The following is a 15,834-nucleotide window of genomic DNA, read 5'->3' as shown; positions in this document are numbered from 1 at the left end:
ATCATATAGGATATTGCTTTTCATACATCTCATTCCCCCTCATCAATATTGTACTTCATGCATATTGAAGACTCCAATCCAATTAGGGGGCTTAAGAGCAGAGTTGCATTTAACTGGAAAAACCCCAGTTAAATTCTCAAAATTCAGCTAACATATGAACTTAGATAGAAAAACTCCAGTTAAATTCCGGCTATCTGCTTCTTTTGCAGAGAAAGCCTGAAAATAGCTGGAGTTTCTCCAGTTAATCAGCTTAAAGTGCGGAATTTGCTCGAAATAGCTGTATGTTTTCCAGTTAGTAGGATGCAAGTGTGCGGCTGGTTGTACGGTGCGGAACTGACGGCTGATTTGTAGTGGTTGAAGCAGCTAGGGAGTTCGATGTGATTGAAGGAGCTGGATGCTAGTTCGCTAAAGTGCTGATTGTGGTGTGGGGGCGATTCCCTTGGTAATAAACCAAACAGAGCTGTCCAGAAGTAGATTCTCTACTTTCGGACAGCTCTGTTTATAGGAATTATATGGTGCTTACGTGTTGGAGCACTGTATTTTCGCGGTAGGCATTAGGTGTTGTGCCATGCGCCTTCTTGAAGACATAGTGCAAGTAGTTGCTGGAGGTGAAACCGCTGCGCTCAGCGATTTTCTCCAGTGTTAGCGTGGTTTGCTGCAGCTCGCTGCATACGAATTTGAGGCGAATTTGCTCCAAGAATTCGGTGAAGGAAACATTGGCCTTCTCCTTGAAAATCCGTTGAAGCTGCCTAGAGCTGATCTGTACACGCTCAGCAACTCCTTCCAAAGTCAGGGGACGACGGAAGTTGTCCGTAATGAATTGAACGGCCATTTGATACCGATAGCTCTTCATATCACGAGCTGGCAGATTAACGCCCTGCTGTTCCGGTTTATAAGCACTGACTGTTCTTAACAGCATCTGGATAATGGACTGCTTGATAACCGTGTATTGACCCAGCTGATTATTCCGCCACGCTTCAAAAGCAACGAGGAAGCATTTCATCGCTTCATGGCGATCTACTGCTGGAATATGGGGCAGCTCACCAAGCTGTCCAATGCACGCTTCAGCTTCTGCCATCTCCCATTCCTCTCCCCAACCAGTGGAGGACATCGCAGAGGAGCCGGCTTCTTCCTTATCCGAAAGCTTCACAATGTCCACGTGGAGACATAGTTCGCCCATCGCTTCATGTTCATCCGCTTCTTGCCGATGAATGACACCAGGCGCTGTGACGTAGAGCAATCCTTCATGGAGTGGATGTGTAATCCCGTCCAGAATGACTCTCCCTTTACCGGAAGGGATATAATGAATCTCGTATTCGGAGTGCTGATGATAATTGACGATTGCTCCTGCTGGAAAGGAAGTCAGATGACACCGCAATACTCGAATTCCATAAGCTCCCCAGCGGAAGCTTAATTCCAGGCGATCTAAGGCCATCGGATTTTCTAACATAGGCTCGAAGTAAAAGGGTTGACTCATAAGGGAGACCGCTTCCTTTCCAGGGTGTGACGATTAGTTTGTCAGGGAATCCAAACGCACTTGGCTTTTGCTAGCAACGGATAGATTTGATGCTTCCATTAACTTCGTTAAGTCTACAGCCAATCCGATATTTTCGGTGGCTTTGGTACCATTTTGAATATGGGCAACCCATTGGTCAAACGCAGTTGGCTTCGCCTCCGGTATAGACTCGTAAGCCACCCATTGCCCTGTCGCTTCTTCCAGCTTGTTCGTACGCAGCATGACTTTACCATCCTGCTCTGAGTATAATACACTGCCTGCCGTTCCATGTACTTCAATAACGAAAGGTGAGAAAGCATTCACAAAGCCCGCTTCAACGATGCCAAGCGCACCATTCTCATATTGGAGCAGCGATACGGCATTATCTTCAACTTCTCTTCCCGTCACATAGCCATAAGAAGCGCTTACAGCGACTGGTAATCCTAGTAGTAAACGATTGAGATACATCGGATGACAGCCCAGATCGATGAGTGCTCCGCCACCACATTGCTCGGCATTATAGAAATGCTGCGGCAGCCAGCCATTCGGATTGGCCGTAGTCGAAATTCCGCCATTATGTGAGAGTCGCGTGCGTACAAGCGTGATTTGACCTAATAACTCTTTGGCAACAATATCTTGAATAGCTAATGTAGATGGTGAATTCAAACGTGGTAAAGAGACGGTTAAGGTTACGCCTGCTTCCTCAACGGCTGCGAGGATCTCATTCACTTCATGAAGCGTAGGCGCAATGACTTTCTCTGTAAAAATATGTTTACCTGCCCGTGCAGCAGCGATGATCACATCACGGTGAAGATTGGTTGGTGTATCTACAACAACAGCTTCAATTTCTGGGTTGGCGAGCAACTCTTCAAGGCTTGCGTAGAAAGCCACGCCTCGTGCTTCGGCTTCTTGTTGACCTCTTTCTACAATCTCGTCCCAAATCGCTACGATCTCTGTATCCGGGTGCTCGTTTACCTGTTTCGCATAATCCTTTGCATGTACATGCCAGAAACTCAACATTGCTACTTTCATCCTAAATGACCTCCAAATAAGTGACTTGGGTTCATTGTATCACGGGCTTGAAAGCGGATAAATTTCGAATTCGTGACAGACGAAGGTGCAAAATTACGACATGAAATACATTTATTATCATACCCGAAGATTAGGACATAATGTCTAGATCGTCAAGCTTTTTCAATTAGAAGCTTTAAAGTTGATTATTCCAACAGGATTAGAATACAATTAAAAGATTATTTCTATTCCAAGTTAGGAGTTGATTGTACATGTTATTTACGCCTTACACCATTGCCGGCATAACCTTGAAGAATCGTATCGTAATGTCACCTATGTGTATGTATGCTTCTGATGAATCTGGTGAAGTCAAGGATTGGCATCATATTCACTACGCTACACGGGCTGTTGGCCAGGTTGGACTACTTATATTTGAAGCTACAGCAGTCACTGCGCAAGGTCGGATTTCAACACGGGATTTAGGAATCTGGGATGACGCACATATCGATGGCTTAAAGCGTGTTGTCACGTCCATCCATAATCATGGCTCTCATGCAGGCATTCAGCTCGCCCACGCGGGCAGAAAAGCCGTCCTAGATACCCCGATTATAGCCCCATCTGCCATCCCGTTCTCAGATACGTTCAAAACACCTGAAGAAGCTACACTTACAGACATTCGGGATACAATCAAAGCATTCGCTGACGCAGCTGATCGTGCCAAGCAAGCAGGTTTTGACGTTATTGAAATACATGCAGCGCATGGCTATCTCATCAATGAATTCTTATCACCGCTTTCGAATCACCGTCAAGATGAGTATGGTGGTGATCAAAAGGGACGATTCCGCTTCTTACGTGAAACCGTTCAGGCTATCCAATCTCGGTGGAATGGTCCCTTGTTTGTCCGTATTTCAGCTCATGAATATGTGGAAGGCGGACTTACTCCGCAGGATCATGTCTATTTCGCGACAGGGCTCAAAGAACTTGGCGTCCATCTGATCGATGTCAGCTCTGGCGGCAATGCGCCGATCGTGCCACACTTTTATCCAGGCTACCAAGTGCCTTTCGCCGAAGAAATTCGCACTAAAGCTGAGATTCCTGTTGGTGCCGTCGGGCTAATCACCGAACCGCAGCAAGCGGAAGAAATTCTTCAGAATCACCGTGCCGATCTCATTTTTCTAGGCAGAGTTCTACTGCGGGATCCTTACTGGGCGAGATCAGCTGCTCGTGACTTACGCGTCGAGCTCGCTCCACCAGGACCTTATCAACGAGGATGGTAAAACCATCGCCAAAACCCCGCTTGGACATTCAACGTCCAAGCGGGGTTTTAAGCATACGATTATTTCGATACTGGCACGGTATGATAATATTCTTCCATCGTCACGTTCTTCGACTGGATTTCCTTCGCAATGTCAGCTCCTACATATCGCAAATGCCATGGCTCATATTGATAGCCTGTAATAGCTGCCTTTCCTTGTGGGTAACGGATAATGAACCCATATTCAGCCGCGTGCTTCTCTAACCAAATCGCCTCTTTCGTTCCACCAAAGCAATCTGCAGCTGCACATTTCCCATTGCTGCCTGTAACATCGATGGCAAGCCCTGTTTCATGCTCACTAGTTCCGGGAACCGCGCTGTATGTTTTCGCCTTTTCTTCGCCATCTTTTTTCACATAGCTATCGAAAAGTGCTTTCTGTGTGGCATACGAACGATACGCAGAAACACCTGCTAACGGAACACCATCTTTTGCCGCTCCAGCGAAAAGCTTCTCTATGGCAGTTGCTGCAACTTGGCGCATTTTGCGCTTATCAATTTTTTCGGAAAATGTAAATGCAATGTTCGGATACACAAGATCTGTCGGCTCATAGCTGGATGGCAGCGAGTTCATCTTATTGACCAGAACCGTAATACTTTCCGGTTTAGCAATCACTTGAACCGCGCCATTCTTAGTTGGCGTAGGGCTTGCCGCAGGTGATGTTGCTGGACCAGATAATGGTTTCACAGTAGCTGTTGCTGTTGCTGTTGCTGTTGCCGTTGGCGAAGTCTTCGGCGAAGTTGTCGGTGTCGCTCCAACACTTGGTGGAACCGTAGGGGTTGTCGTTGCACTGCCTACTGATGTTGGTGTAGGCGAAATCGTTGATAGCCCATCACTTTTATTACCGCAACCAGACACAATGGTTAGAGCCATTAATATGGCGATCGATATTTTGAAATTAGTACTCATGTTAGTGATGCCTCCTGAAAGTTATTAACGCTTTTCAAAGTAATAGACCGCTATTTGGATAAAAAGGTTTCATATTTCATACGTTATTTTTCAAAATGAACGACTTAAAAAGGCTGCATTTAGGTTGAGCTCCTAAATCGCAGCCTTCTCATATTTTATGCGGAAAAGTTTACCGTTTCAAGTTTACTTTTGACTAGCATTGATTGCTTGTTCCAAATCATAAATAATATCCTCAATCGCTTCAGTTCCAACGGATAGACGAATAAGTCCAGGAGATACGCCAGCTGATGTTTGTTCTTGCTCATTTAATTGCGAATGTGTGGTGCTTGCAGGATGAATAATTAAAGATTTGGAATCTCCCACATTGGCCAGATGAGAGAATAGCTCTACAGCATGGATCAGCTTTTTGCCTGCTTCAATGCCGCCTTTAATGCCAAAGCTCAGTATAGCGCCTTGACCTTTCGGCAAGTATTTCTTAGCCAGTGAATACGAAGGGTGGCTTTCTAAGCCAGCATAGCTTACCCATTCCACGGACTCATGAGCTTCTAAATATTGAGCAACCTTCAACGCATTGGAACTATGACGCTCAAGACGAAGATGCAGCGTTTCTAATCCTTGCAATAACAGGAATGAACTATTCGGGGATAAGGATGCTCCCAAATCACGCAGTAATTGTACACGCGCTTTGATAATATAGGCAATCGGACCGACCGCTTCTGTATAAACAACTCCATTATAACTAGGGTCTGGTGTTGTCAAACCTGGGAACTTACCACTGGCCGCCCAATCGAACTTCCCTCCGTCTACAATAACGCCACCGATGGTCGTACCGTGACCTCCGATAAACTTGGTCGCAGAGTGCACCACAATATCGGCGCCATGCTCGATCGGTCTGAGCAGATAAGGACTTGGGAACGTATTATCTATGATAAGCGGAATACCATGTTCATGCGCAATCGCCGCTACAGCCTCAATATCCAAGACGTCCCCTTTGGGATTGCCAATGGATTCAGCGTAAATGGCTTTCGTTTTCTCTGTAATGGCACTACGAAAATTATCTGGGTTGCTAGAATCTACGAATTTCACCGTGATCCCTAATTTAGGCAATGTATTTGCAAATAGATTATAAGTTCCGCCATATAAAGCTGAAGCAGATACGATCTCATCACCAACTTCGGCAATGTTTAGAATCGAGAACGTGATGGCTGCTTGTCCAGATGCCACCGCAAGCGCGGCAGGCGCACCTTCCAGTGCAGCAATACGCTGTTCAAATACATCTGTCGTCGGATTCATAATCCGTGTATAGATATTACCAAATTCTTTAAGTGCAAATAAATTAGCAGCATGCTCGGTGTCATTGAACACATAGGATGTCGTTTGATAGATAGGAACCGCTCGTGAATTGGTCGCAGGGTCAACCTTTTGACCTGCGTGAATCGCTAGTGTTTCCGGTAAATGTTTACGTTCAGAATTTGACATGAACATGCCTCCTAGGATAATGATTCATTGTGGGATTAATCGAAGAAATCATAACTGATTTAATTCCTACTAAAACAGTATGATATAAGTTTAAAGGAAAATTCTACCTAAAGTCAACACAAGAATTTCGAACATGTGAAAGCCCGCAATCGAAACGATCTTCGATTACGGGCTTTCCTCATGTTTTGTCCTGTGGGAGCAGTATAATACGTCCATTTTCCATTTCCACACGTATTTTATTCGTTCCCGCAGCACCTATGGATTCCAAATAATTCGCTGGAATTTGCAATCTGCCAGCTTTATCGACGACCGCATATTCAACATGGGAATCTTCTTGTGACGAAATGATCCCCTGCTCTAACTCCAACAATTCTTCCTGATACGATTTGCGCCGTAGTATCTCAGAGGAAGTTTTGCCGTCACGGATCGCAACTACACGGTCTACCTTCTTCGCCAAAAGCGGATCGTGCGTAACGATCACGACGGTCAGACCGAAGCTGCGATTCAGCTCTCGAAATAGATCAAGAATCTGATTCGCCATCTTCGTATCAACAGATCCGGTCGGTTCATCTGCCAACAAAAGCCTTGGCTGATTAGCCAGTGCAATCGCGATCGCGACGCGCTGCTGCTCACCGCCGGAAAGTTCACTCAGCTTGTTGTTTCTTCGGTGGCTCAAGCCCACAGCATCCAATAAATCCAGTGCTCGATGGCGTTTACGCCGTCCCTGCAGCAGAATAGGCAATTCCACATTTTCTAGAGCCGTCAGATAGGGAATCAGATTCCGTGCATTATTTTGCCATACGAAGCCTACGGTTTCTCGCTTATATTTGACCAAATCAGACTCTTTAAACTTCAGTAAATCTTTCCCATCCACACTCAGATTACCTGCGGAAGGACGATCCAGCCCCCCAAGCATATTGAGCAGCGTCGATTTCCCACTGCCGCTATTGCCGATAATGGCCATCAACTCACCTTCTTGAATATGAAGGTCAAGCCCTTGCAACGCAACAACTTCAAGATCAGCAGCTTTATAAATTTTAACTAAATTCTCACAATGGATCATACCTAATCCTCCCCAAGCTTAACGGCTTGATGAATCTTAATTCTGGAGAGCATCGTACCGAGCAGCAGCAATCCCAACCCGATCATGATCGTAACGATCATGTACAAATGAAGTTGATCTTTCGGATCAAAGCTGACTTGAAAAGGCGGCACTTGGCTTGACGAATCGAATGTTAATTGGAATAAAGGAACGAACAAGCGGCTAGCCGTATTCCCTGTAATCATACCGATCAGCACACCGGCTCCCGACGTAAGAAGCTGTTCGGCCACTAGCATTCCGATCAACTGCCTGTAGGATATTCCCATGGCACGAAGCACACCGAATTGTAGGATCTGGCTAAACAATGAGAGTAACCAGTATAGAAGAAACCCAATGAAACTGATGCCAATCGCGATCAAGAATCCAAGCGTCATCACACCGTTCACTGCCAGTTGGAAGGGATCGTTCTTCGACTGAATCACCATCATATTCGTATCAACTAAGCGTGTAACTGATAAGCGCTTCTGCTCTAGCGACTCGTATAAGGCTTGACTCGTCATTCCCGGCTTCAGCTTCATCCAAATATCATAGGGCTCCACAGCAAGATTATTCTGGATATAGGAGAGATGACCTATGACGAGATTGGGTGCACTTGTTTTGCTTTTTGAACTCAATGATGAGGATGCGGATGCGGCAGTTAAGATCGGATTCGGATTCCAGCTAGGCCAATAATCAATGATGCCATAGATTACCGCCGTCGCCCCCTCTACATCATTCCAGCCGATTCGAATGACATCTCCCACTTTGGCACCAGTTTCCTCAGCGATGGATCTGGAGACCAGTACTGCTTTGGAATCCGTCGCCAATACATTCAAATAGTCATAGAAATGATGATCTAACAAATGATCACGGAACCAGGCTGTTCGACCGAAATCATCGGTATCAATCCCCATGAGCGTCGTTTTTTTCATATCTTTACCAATAGCTATATAAGCATCTTCTTTCTTAAATACCCGTGCTGCTGACTCTACACCTGTCAATTGTGTGAACGGTATGAACGGGGGCTCCACGTATTGGACGCGTTTCTTTCCGCCAGCTTCGCTGCCTGAGCCACTTTCGAGTCCTGGTGGACCTGACTGCGGGGGTGGCGCATCATTATCCCAAGCCGTTTGCAAAACAATATCGGACCCATTCTTGTAGTGAATTTTCTCCTCCACATTCTTATTCATCGTTCTTGCTGCACTCGCGCTAAAAATACCTGTTGCGAGTGTCATAATAATAAATAACATGATGAATTGATATTGGGTGGTTGATCTCCCCACTTGCAGCAGCGTTGAATATAAGTAAGGCGGCCACCATTTTCGACCGAGTGAATAGATCAATTTAATGACCCAAGGGTAGATCCTCAGCAGGAAAAGCCCCATAGCGAAAATGAAAAAGGCAGGTACAACGAATAAAAGCGGGTCAACCTTCATATCCAGAGACTCTAACCCTAACGCAACCAAATCATCCATCCGTCGATTAAAGCTTTGTAGGAGATACATGGAAACAGCCAATAAGACGACATCTAGATATATTTTATGGACAAAAGAAAGCTTATTCTTCCTCGCAAGTGTTTGTTTATGACCCACTATGCTTACACGTGTTGCGAGTACGGCGGGAATGAGCACCATACCAACCGAAGCGATTACGGCAATCAATCCGTATTGATAAGCCCCTTGACTTAGCTTTACTTCAATGGCAGCACGCTGGACGAACGACAGAAAACCATTGGATGCACCCAAGACTTTCGTTAATTGCAGCCCCACAAAAGGACCGATTAACAGAGCAATTCCACCCAGTAGAATACCTTCGGTCACATACCCAATCATGATTTGAGCTCGGCTTGCCCCCCGGCTTCGCAGCACGGCGATTTCTGTTTTCTGCCGCTCGGTAATCAAATTCGCAACCATAAATAAATAGAAAGCAAGTAAAATACATACGGGCACATTCAATGACCATAGCAGGATACGGAGCTTCTTCTCTTTCTCCCCATAGGCTTGCAAGGTGCTTACTGTTGTATTGTTGGATGTATACGTTGCTAAATTCCGGCTAAAATAGTCATCGATTTCCTTGTGGGTCGCGATATAGTTTTCAATACCCTCTAACTTCAATTGATGATAATCCAAGACGATACTCCAGTATGAAAACAGATCCACAAAATGACTGCTTTTCGTAAAATCTTGTTCAAATAAGGCAGATGGAATAAAAAATCTTGAATTCATGTCCTTCATCGAATTCGACCAATAAATGTCCGTGTAATCTGCTCGATCGATCACCGCAACCGGCTTAACACGAATATTCGTCTTCAAATCATTGTCGACGAGGGTGACTTCATTGCCTAATACTAGTTTCTGCTTGGTCAACAACTCGGGAAATACCCAAGCCTCGTATACGCCATCCACAAGCTTTGAAGACGGCATGACGCCATCCACGATGCGAATATGTTTCTCCAAATCAGTCATTGCTGCCATTTCGCCATAACGTTGCTCTTTGGGATCTATTTTACTCGGATCACTTGGTGTAAGTTTAAACGTCATAGTACCTCGGGTTCTCGTTGAAAGTAGAATCGGCAAGTCAAAGCGCTTGCTCATGTCGGACATAAAAGCGTCCGTTTCTGCTAATCGTTTATCCCCTTCTTTGGCTTTGGCAAAGTAAGCTTGGTTAGCTACAAGTCCTGGATACCGTAGTGTATTCGTTTGTTGAACTTCCAAGTCTTTGATCAACATACGTTGCAAAATGGCATGTGTATAAATCGGCATGGAGCTCGCAAGGGCTACAGAAACAATTAGCCCAAGTAATAAACTTAGCTCTAACCAACGGTTCTTTACCATTTTGCGGAGAATCATCAGTAATAAAGCCATTGTAATCCTCCTAAAAGTTTTGCTTAAGCAAAACTAGCATCGTAAGCATGAGCTTAGCTAAAAAAAGGCGTGCTAATTATTTAAAATGACATTCTGGCCTTCCGTAAGCCCCGTTCGGATTTCTACTTCCGTAGCGGTGACAAGCCCCTTCTCCACATCGACTTCTTTGCGGCTTTCACCATTTAGCACTTGCACATAATCTCGACCCAGATAGGAGCGAAGTCCTGTTCTTGGAATAATTAGGACATTGTCTCGTTTCTCCACGATAATCGTCATATCCCCAGATGCTCCGATCTCAGCACCCTCTGTACCTTCTGGAATCCCTATGATGATCGTTTTGGCATTACGCTCAGCTTGCTGCTTATTATCGGTTCGAGGAGCGCTTGAAGGGGTTTGCAGCACTTTACCTGGCACTACACTCCCCTTAGATCCGAACTTCACTTCTACATTCATACCCACTTCAATTCCCGCAAGTGTCCCACTGTCTGACGATTCATAGAATAACTGCAGCTTACTCGGATCTGACACAACGACTAGTGAATTGAAAGCTTCCACCATATTGCCTTGCTGAGCATCCGATACAAAGGTAACAACGCCGTCAGCGTCCGCCGTTAATTTGGTTTTTGCCAATTCGGCTTGCAGATTTGAAAGTTGCAGCTGTGCTGCTTCCACATCGATGGCCTTAAGACGTATAGACAGCTCTTGATCAGACGAAGACGAGGTCATCTTAACTTGCATGTAAGCGATCTGAGCCTTCTCCACATTCAACTTCTGCAAGGCAATTTTCGTGTCTAAATCACCTTTTTCCAGTTCTGCAAGCACATCCCCCTGTTTCACGATATCGCCTGATTTGACAAGTAATCCAGCTAGTCGGTGGCCCGATTCTTTAAAAAAATATGAGGTCGTTTTACTTGATCTTAATGTCGCCATCGCACTGACTTTCCTCGTAATGGTGCCCTTCTTCACTTCATACAGCTCAAAATTTTCTTTGACCGGCTTCACCAAAGGCGGCTTTAACGCTTCTTCTTCTTTGGGCAGTAACGAGCAGCCCGCAAGAATAAAAAGCACACCCGTCAGTAGTACAAGCCTTGAAGCGATTTTATTAACCTTCATCGACAATGGAACCATCCTCCAATGCATAAACTTCATCTACAATTTCCATAATCGCCAGATCATGCGTAGTCAAAATTATGGTCATCCCTTCTTGCACCAAATCCTTGAATAGTTTGAGAATCTGAAGCCCCATTCGACTGTCTAATTCCGCCGTAGGTTCATCTGCCAGAATCAGCTTAGGCTTGTGAGCAATTGCTCTTGCAATAGCAACCCGCTGTTGTTCTCCACCAGAAAGTTCATAGGGGCGATGCTTCATTCTCGCCTTTAGTCCCACGAAATGCAGTGCTTCTTCAGCGAGTGTCTTATATTGACTGGAGGGGACGCCGGATATGCGCAAACCAAACTCTACATTTTCGTAAGCGGACATATATGGCACTAAGGCAAACGATTGGAAAATAAGCCCGATTTGCTTCCGTCTGAGTTCATTTCGCCTGGATTCGGAAAGTGTGCTGATCTCCATCCCTTCCAAGTAAATGGCACCTTCGGACGGATGATCCAAGGCACCTATGATGTTAAGCAACGTTGTTTTCCCTGACCCGGATCTTCCACGCAAGGCTACGAGTCTGCCTCTAGGAATCGAGAGATTCGCTCCACGCAAGGCATGAACTGCTCCTGACCCTTTTCCAAATACACGTGTTACACCAATGGCTTGCACCATAGGCACTTGATTGTCATGCATAGTCAATGTGAACACCTCATCTTTACGCTAATCCTGCATCTTCTCTATAAATGTAAACCTTTACATAACAAATAAACAGACTGCCTTTGTTGGAAAAGGTGTCTGTTTGTTCGTTTTTTTCGATTCATCACTACCCTTAGGGGAGATATCCGCTAATTCGGTTTCTCGAACTCTTTGGGCGAACAGCCGACAACGCGTTTGAACGTCTTGGCGAATGTTTTGGCATCCGGAAAACCGACGGCATCTGCTACTTCATACACTTTCATTTCACCCGTACGCAGTCTCCTCTTCGCTTCTTCCATACGGATTCGAGTCAGCGTTTCACTTAGAGATTCTCCCATTTCCTTACTAAATAAATCACTTAAATAGCTGCGACTGAGCCTGACATGATCTGCCATATCCAATGTGCTGATCGGAGAGGTATAATTTTCTCGCATATAGGTCAGAACCTTCCGAATAAATGGATTGGTGGAGCGATGCTTCTGATCATTCCCAAGAACCGCCAATGTGTTCGCCATGAGCATGCCCATCGCTTGTCGTACAAGCTCGGTTACCTGTTCGAAGCTAACACAATGATTTGTGACTTTGTTATGCACGAACAATTCCTCATAACGATCAATCTCCGCATAGCCGCGTTCGCGGGCATATCCAGCGGCTAGCGCCAGCAATTCCTGGATAAAAGGTAACACCTTATCCTTCTCTGGGCGCTGTTCCCTTAATCTGGCGCAGAGAACGTCCGCTTGATGCAAATACCCCTCGCTGTTATCGTGCACGATGCAGCGCAGAAGATCGCTGCGTATGTCATACGGCAGCGCTGTTGTTGATGGGCTTGCGGCCTCCGGCGCAAGCACCATTCGGCGATTCCGGCTCACGCCGTAGAATCGCTCATGCAGCTGCTGCGCGTGAAGCGCCGCAGCAGGCTGCACATCTTGGAGCCGGCGCAGGACGACGCCGGCTCCGATGAACCAGTCCGGCGCGGTTGCGAGCCGGACCTGCGCAGCGCGCTCGAGCGCTGCGGCAGCGGCGGCGGATGCGCCGCCGTCAGTGGCTGCTGCGGACGGCATGAGCAGCAACACGCTGCCTTCGGCCAGCGGCAGCGCCGCGAGGCAGCCAGTCCAGCGCCAGCCCGCGGCAGAGGTGGCGCTTGCGCCGGTGTGCAGCAGCAGACTGACTAGGCTGCTGGGTGTGCTTTGCGCGATGCCCTTATCCTCCGCGCCGAATAACTCAGCCTGCAGCTCCGCTTCACCAACCCCCGACTGCAGGTACGCCTGCAGTCGGGTCGAAAGCTGCATCTGCAGGGTTGAAGCAAGCTCCAGCTCTCGTATCCCCTGCTCCCTTCGATCATTCCGCAGGATTTCTAGATCGCGCTTGACCCCAAGCAAAATGTCCATTAACGACTCAGGCTCCATCGTTGGTTTCAATATGTAATCTTTGGCTCCCAGCTTCATTGCTTCTTTGACATAAGTGAAGTCATCCATACAGCTCAGGACAACGCTGCTGATCGGTCTTGAACATTCTTTGATCTTGCGAATTAATGCCAAGCCATCCATTCGAGGCATAATGAGGTCTGTGATGACAATGTCAATGTGCAAAGTGTCAAGAAGCTCATAGGCTTCCAAACCATCCTCAGCATCACCCGCATAGGTAAAGCCGAAATGCTCCCAATCTACCAACTCACGCAAACCTTGCCGAATGATAGGTTCATCATCCACTACAAGCACATTCATGTAGGATTCACTCCTCGCCTTGATGGGTGGGAAGAAACATGCGAACCGTGGTTCCTTCACCGGGTTTACTGCTAATATGCATCTTGTACTCAGGTCCATAGATCAGCTTTATTTTCTCTCGAATATGTGAAATCCCTACACCACTCATGCGCTCCTTCAACATACGCTCCGCCTGCACACCTTGCGCTGCATCCATCACCATCCAAGCTGAGCTGCCCTCTTCGACCTGCATGCCAACCCCATTATCTTCCACTTGGCAAAATAAAAGATCACGATCTAACCAAGTCCGAATCGTAATCATGCCCTCTCGCTTAGTTGGCCCAATCCCGTGAATAATCGCATTCTCCACCAACGGTTGTAAGAGCATTCTGGGGACTAAACAACCTAGTGTTATGTCATCTACTTGCATGTCAATTCGAATGCGATCCCCGTAGCGAAACCTTTGAATTTCCATGTAGTCATGGGTTAATCCAATTTCATCGCGCAGCGTAATAAAATCCCCTTTTTTACCCAAGCTAGCTTGCAAAAGACGAACTAACGCACTAACCACCTCTGAGATCTGGGGTGTTTTATGAATTTTGGCCACCCATTTGATTGTATTCAATGTATTGTAGAGGAAATGCGGGTTTAATTGATAATGGAGCGCTTCCATTTCAGCTTCTTTCTTCAGGGATTCCTCCCGCTTCACCTGCTTAATCAAATCTTCCAATCGATTCAACATCTGATTGTAGCTCTCACCTATTTGCGTCCAAGCATCAGAGCTTTTGAACGTCCAATACGCTCTCAAGTCCCCTCGCTCCGCGCGATTCATTAGTGCTTTCAGCACATAAAGCGGCTTCGTGACAGCCGAGATAAAGAGAAGTACCCCACCTAGGCTAAGTGCGATAACGAAAGTAATAAGAAGGATGAGCCAAGTCCGATAGTTAGGAAATACTTCTAGACGAAGTGATGACAGGGGAACTTTGTAGTCCGAGCGCCACGTCAAGTTTCCACTTGTCTCTACTTGTTTCAGAGAGTGAATCATTGTGCCATCCTTGTAGACACTGCCTACTTGTTGAGCTACGCCTTGTAATTCCCATGCGTAATCACCTTCTCGGTACAGCACCCGTTGATCGGGATCCATCAATATATACCTATGTATTGGGCTCTTGACAGTGAACTCCTTCCATACCTTGTTCATATTCAGCCACATGGTTATCTTCCCGATTTCTTGAGCACTTGCTTGATCAATCATTGACTCCGAATACGTCATTAAATACGTGTTGTTCCGACTTGAATCGTCTCCTAACGGCTCAAAGCGTTTGTTCGAACTTTTTAATTGTGCAGCCAGCACCCCATTCGTTTCCCCATTATGCGCACAGAGCGTTCTATTCGTTGCCTGAACCGTCAGACATACCTGCTCGATGTAACGCGTGCGCACGGTTTGCTCCGATAGCAAGTTATTTGCGTAGGCACTCCATTCTTTGGCTTCCTGTGACGTTGAATCTTTGAGTTTGGCATAAGAAATAAGGCCATAATCCGCTGCATAACGATGTGTCATTTCCACGGTATATCGTAATTCCTGTTGTAATCCCGTGATAATTTGATCATGTTGTAGGTCCACGGCTTGCATGACCGTTTTGTCGATGTAAGCCGAGAACTGCTGAGAACCCCCATATAGCACAAGTCCTAATGGCAAGGAAATCGCGATGAATACATACAGAAACACACGAAGTTGGAATCTACTCGTGAGATGATAGAACAACGATGGCATATATCACCTTTCATTTTCGACTGGATAGTTGTTTGATGTGAATACCTTATTTTCTATCATAGCATATTGGAAATTTTTCCTTCTTCATTTTTTGCTTAAAATGCGGGGAATTGACTCTTCAACATAAATGATAGCGCTCTCCAAAATGCTGACATGGATCTAAGCACGTTGAAGATGTTGATGAACTTTGTAGGTTTAAGGGGTTAGTGTTCTGCGTGCTACAAAGTTGCATTAACTGGAAATTATACAGCTATTTACGTGAAATCCCCCAGAAAACTCGATTTAACTGGAAAACCTGTAGTTAAAACTGCCTTTTCTCTTAAGCCCCCTAATTGGATTGGAGTCTTCAATATGCATGAAGTACAATATTGATGAGGGGGAATGAGATGTATGAAAAGCAATATCCTATAT

General features: G+C 46.0%; 11 protein-coding genes. 1 reads left to right on the top strand and 10 read right to left on the bottom strand.

Annotated features, from left to right (window positions below; genetic code table 11):
- Positions 1-508: 508 nt before the first annotated feature.
- Both ASG89_RS29220 and ASG89_RS29215 read right to left on the bottom strand, forming a co-directional pair.
- Entirely contained in the window at positions 509-1,477 is a 969-nt protein-coding gene (locus tag ASG89_RS29220; protein WP_057314883.1) for a helix-turn-helix domain-containing protein, read from the bottom strand.
- Positions 1,478-1,510: 33 nt separating this feature from the next.
- Entirely contained in the window at positions 1,511-2,527 is a 1,017-nt protein-coding gene (locus ASG89_RS29215) for a Gfo/Idh/MocA family protein (RefSeq protein WP_057314882.1), read from the bottom strand.
- 251 nt (positions 2,528-2,778) lie between these two features.
- On the opposite strand from ASG89_RS29215, the gene namA reads away from it, so the two are divergent.
- On the top strand, positions 2,779-3,783 hold the full coding sequence (namA, locus tag ASG89_RS29210; RefSeq protein WP_057314881.1) for an NADPH dehydrogenase NamA: 1,005 nt from the start codon (positions 2,779-2,781) through the stop codon (positions 3,781-3,783).
- Between the two features lie 59 nt (positions 3,784-3,842).
- Here the strand turns inward: namA and ASG89_RS29205 are convergent, their stop codons facing one another.
- The 8 genes from ASG89_RS29205 to ASG89_RS29170 all read right to left on the bottom strand — a co-directional run bounded on the left by ASG89_RS29205 (position 3,843) and on the right by ASG89_RS29170 (position 15,414).
- Positions 3,843-4,727, bottom strand: coding sequence for a D-alanyl-D-alanine carboxypeptidase family protein (locus ASG89_RS29205; protein ID WP_057314880.1), 885 nt, complete (start codon positions 4,725-4,727; stop codon positions 3,843-3,845).
- 183 nt (positions 4,728-4,910) lie between these two features.
- The gene (locus tag ASG89_RS29200) at positions 4,911-6,206 is read right to left on the bottom strand and encodes a homocysteine synthase (protein WP_057314879.1); all 1,296 of its coding nucleotides are present in this window, start codon (positions 6,204-6,206) and stop codon (positions 4,911-4,913) included.
- A gap of 178 nt (positions 6,207-6,384) precedes the next feature.
- Positions 6,385-7,269 carry an ABC transporter ATP-binding protein gene (locus ASG89_RS29195; protein ID WP_057314878.1) on the bottom strand — a complete coding sequence of 295 codons (885 nt, stop codon included), beginning with the start codon at positions 7,267-7,269 and terminating at the stop codon, positions 6,385-6,387.
- Positions 7,270-7,271: 2 nt separating this feature from the next.
- Positions 7,272-10,151 carry an ABC transporter permease gene (locus tag ASG89_RS29190; protein ID WP_057314877.1) on the bottom strand — a complete coding sequence of 960 codons (2,880 nt, stop codon included), beginning with the start codon at positions 10,149-10,151 and terminating at the stop codon, positions 7,272-7,274.
- Between the two features lie 72 nt (positions 10,152-10,223).
- Positions 10,224-11,264, bottom strand: coding sequence for an efflux RND transporter periplasmic adaptor subunit (locus ASG89_RS29185; RefSeq protein ID WP_057314884.1), 1,041 nt, complete (start codon positions 11,262-11,264; stop codon positions 10,224-10,226).
- Entirely contained in the window at positions 11,254-11,943 is a 690-nt protein-coding gene (locus ASG89_RS29180; RefSeq protein WP_157276858.1) for an ABC transporter ATP-binding protein, read from the bottom strand. The genes ASG89_RS29185 and ASG89_RS29180 overlap by 11 nt, the downstream gene beginning before the upstream one ends.
- Positions 11,944-12,095: 152 nt before the next feature.
- Positions 12,096-13,670: a response regulator gene (locus ASG89_RS29175; protein WP_057314872.1), complete on the bottom strand. Its 1,575-nt coding sequence runs from the start codon at positions 13,668-13,670 to the stop codon at positions 12,096-12,098.
- Between the two features lie 7 nt (positions 13,671-13,677).
- Complete coding sequence (locus ASG89_RS29170) at positions 13,678-15,414, bottom strand: sensor histidine kinase (RefSeq protein WP_162259742.1); 1,737 nt, start codon at positions 15,412-15,414, stop codon at positions 13,678-13,680.
- Positions 15,415-15,834 lie beyond the last annotated feature (420 nt).

This window comes from Paenibacillus sp. Soil766 (assembly GCF_001428105.1).
Classification (GTDB): Bacteria; Bacillota; Bacilli; order Paenibacillales; family NBRC-103111; genus Paenibacillus_E.
This window is presented reverse-complemented; position numbering and strand designations above follow the sequence as displayed.

Bases quoted from the DNA above. Each gene is read 5' to 3' on its own strand.
- ASG89_RS29175 (WP_057314872.1), bottom strand. From the start codon at position 13,670: ATGAATGTGCTTGTAGTGGATGATGAACCTATCATTCGGCAAGGTTTG.
- ASG89_RS29205 (WP_057314880.1), bottom strand. From the start codon at position 4,727: ATGAGTACTAATTTCAAAATATCGATCGCCATATTAATGGCTCTAACC.
- namA (WP_057314881.1), top strand. From the start codon at position 2,779: ATGTTATTTACGCCTTACACCATTGCCGGCATAACCTTGAAGAATCGT.
- ASG89_RS29200 (WP_057314879.1), bottom strand. From the start codon at position 6,206: ATGTCAAATTCTGAACGTAAACATTTACCGGAAACACTAGCGATTCAC.
- ASG89_RS29180 (WP_157276858.1), bottom strand. From the start codon at position 11,943: ATGCATGACAATCAAGTGCCTATGGTGCAAGCCATTGGTGTAACACGT.
- ASG89_RS29185 (WP_057314884.1), bottom strand. From the start codon at position 11,264: ATGAAGGTTAATAAAATCGCTTCAAGGCTTGTACTACTGACGGGTGTG.
- ASG89_RS29215 (WP_057314882.1), bottom strand. From the start codon at position 2,527: ATGAAAGTAGCAATGTTGAGTTTCTGGCATGTACATGCAAAGGATTAT.
- ASG89_RS29195 (WP_057314878.1), bottom strand. From the start codon at position 7,269: ATGATCCATTGTGAGAATTTAGTTAAAATTTATAAAGCTGCTGATCTT.
- ASG89_RS29220 (WP_057314883.1), bottom strand. From the start codon at position 1,477: ATGAGTCAACCCTTTTACTTCGAGCCTATGTTAGAAAATCCGATGGCC.
- ASG89_RS29190 (WP_057314877.1), bottom strand. From the start codon at position 10,151: ATGGCTTTATTACTGATGATTCTCCGCAAAATGGTAAAGAACCGTTGG.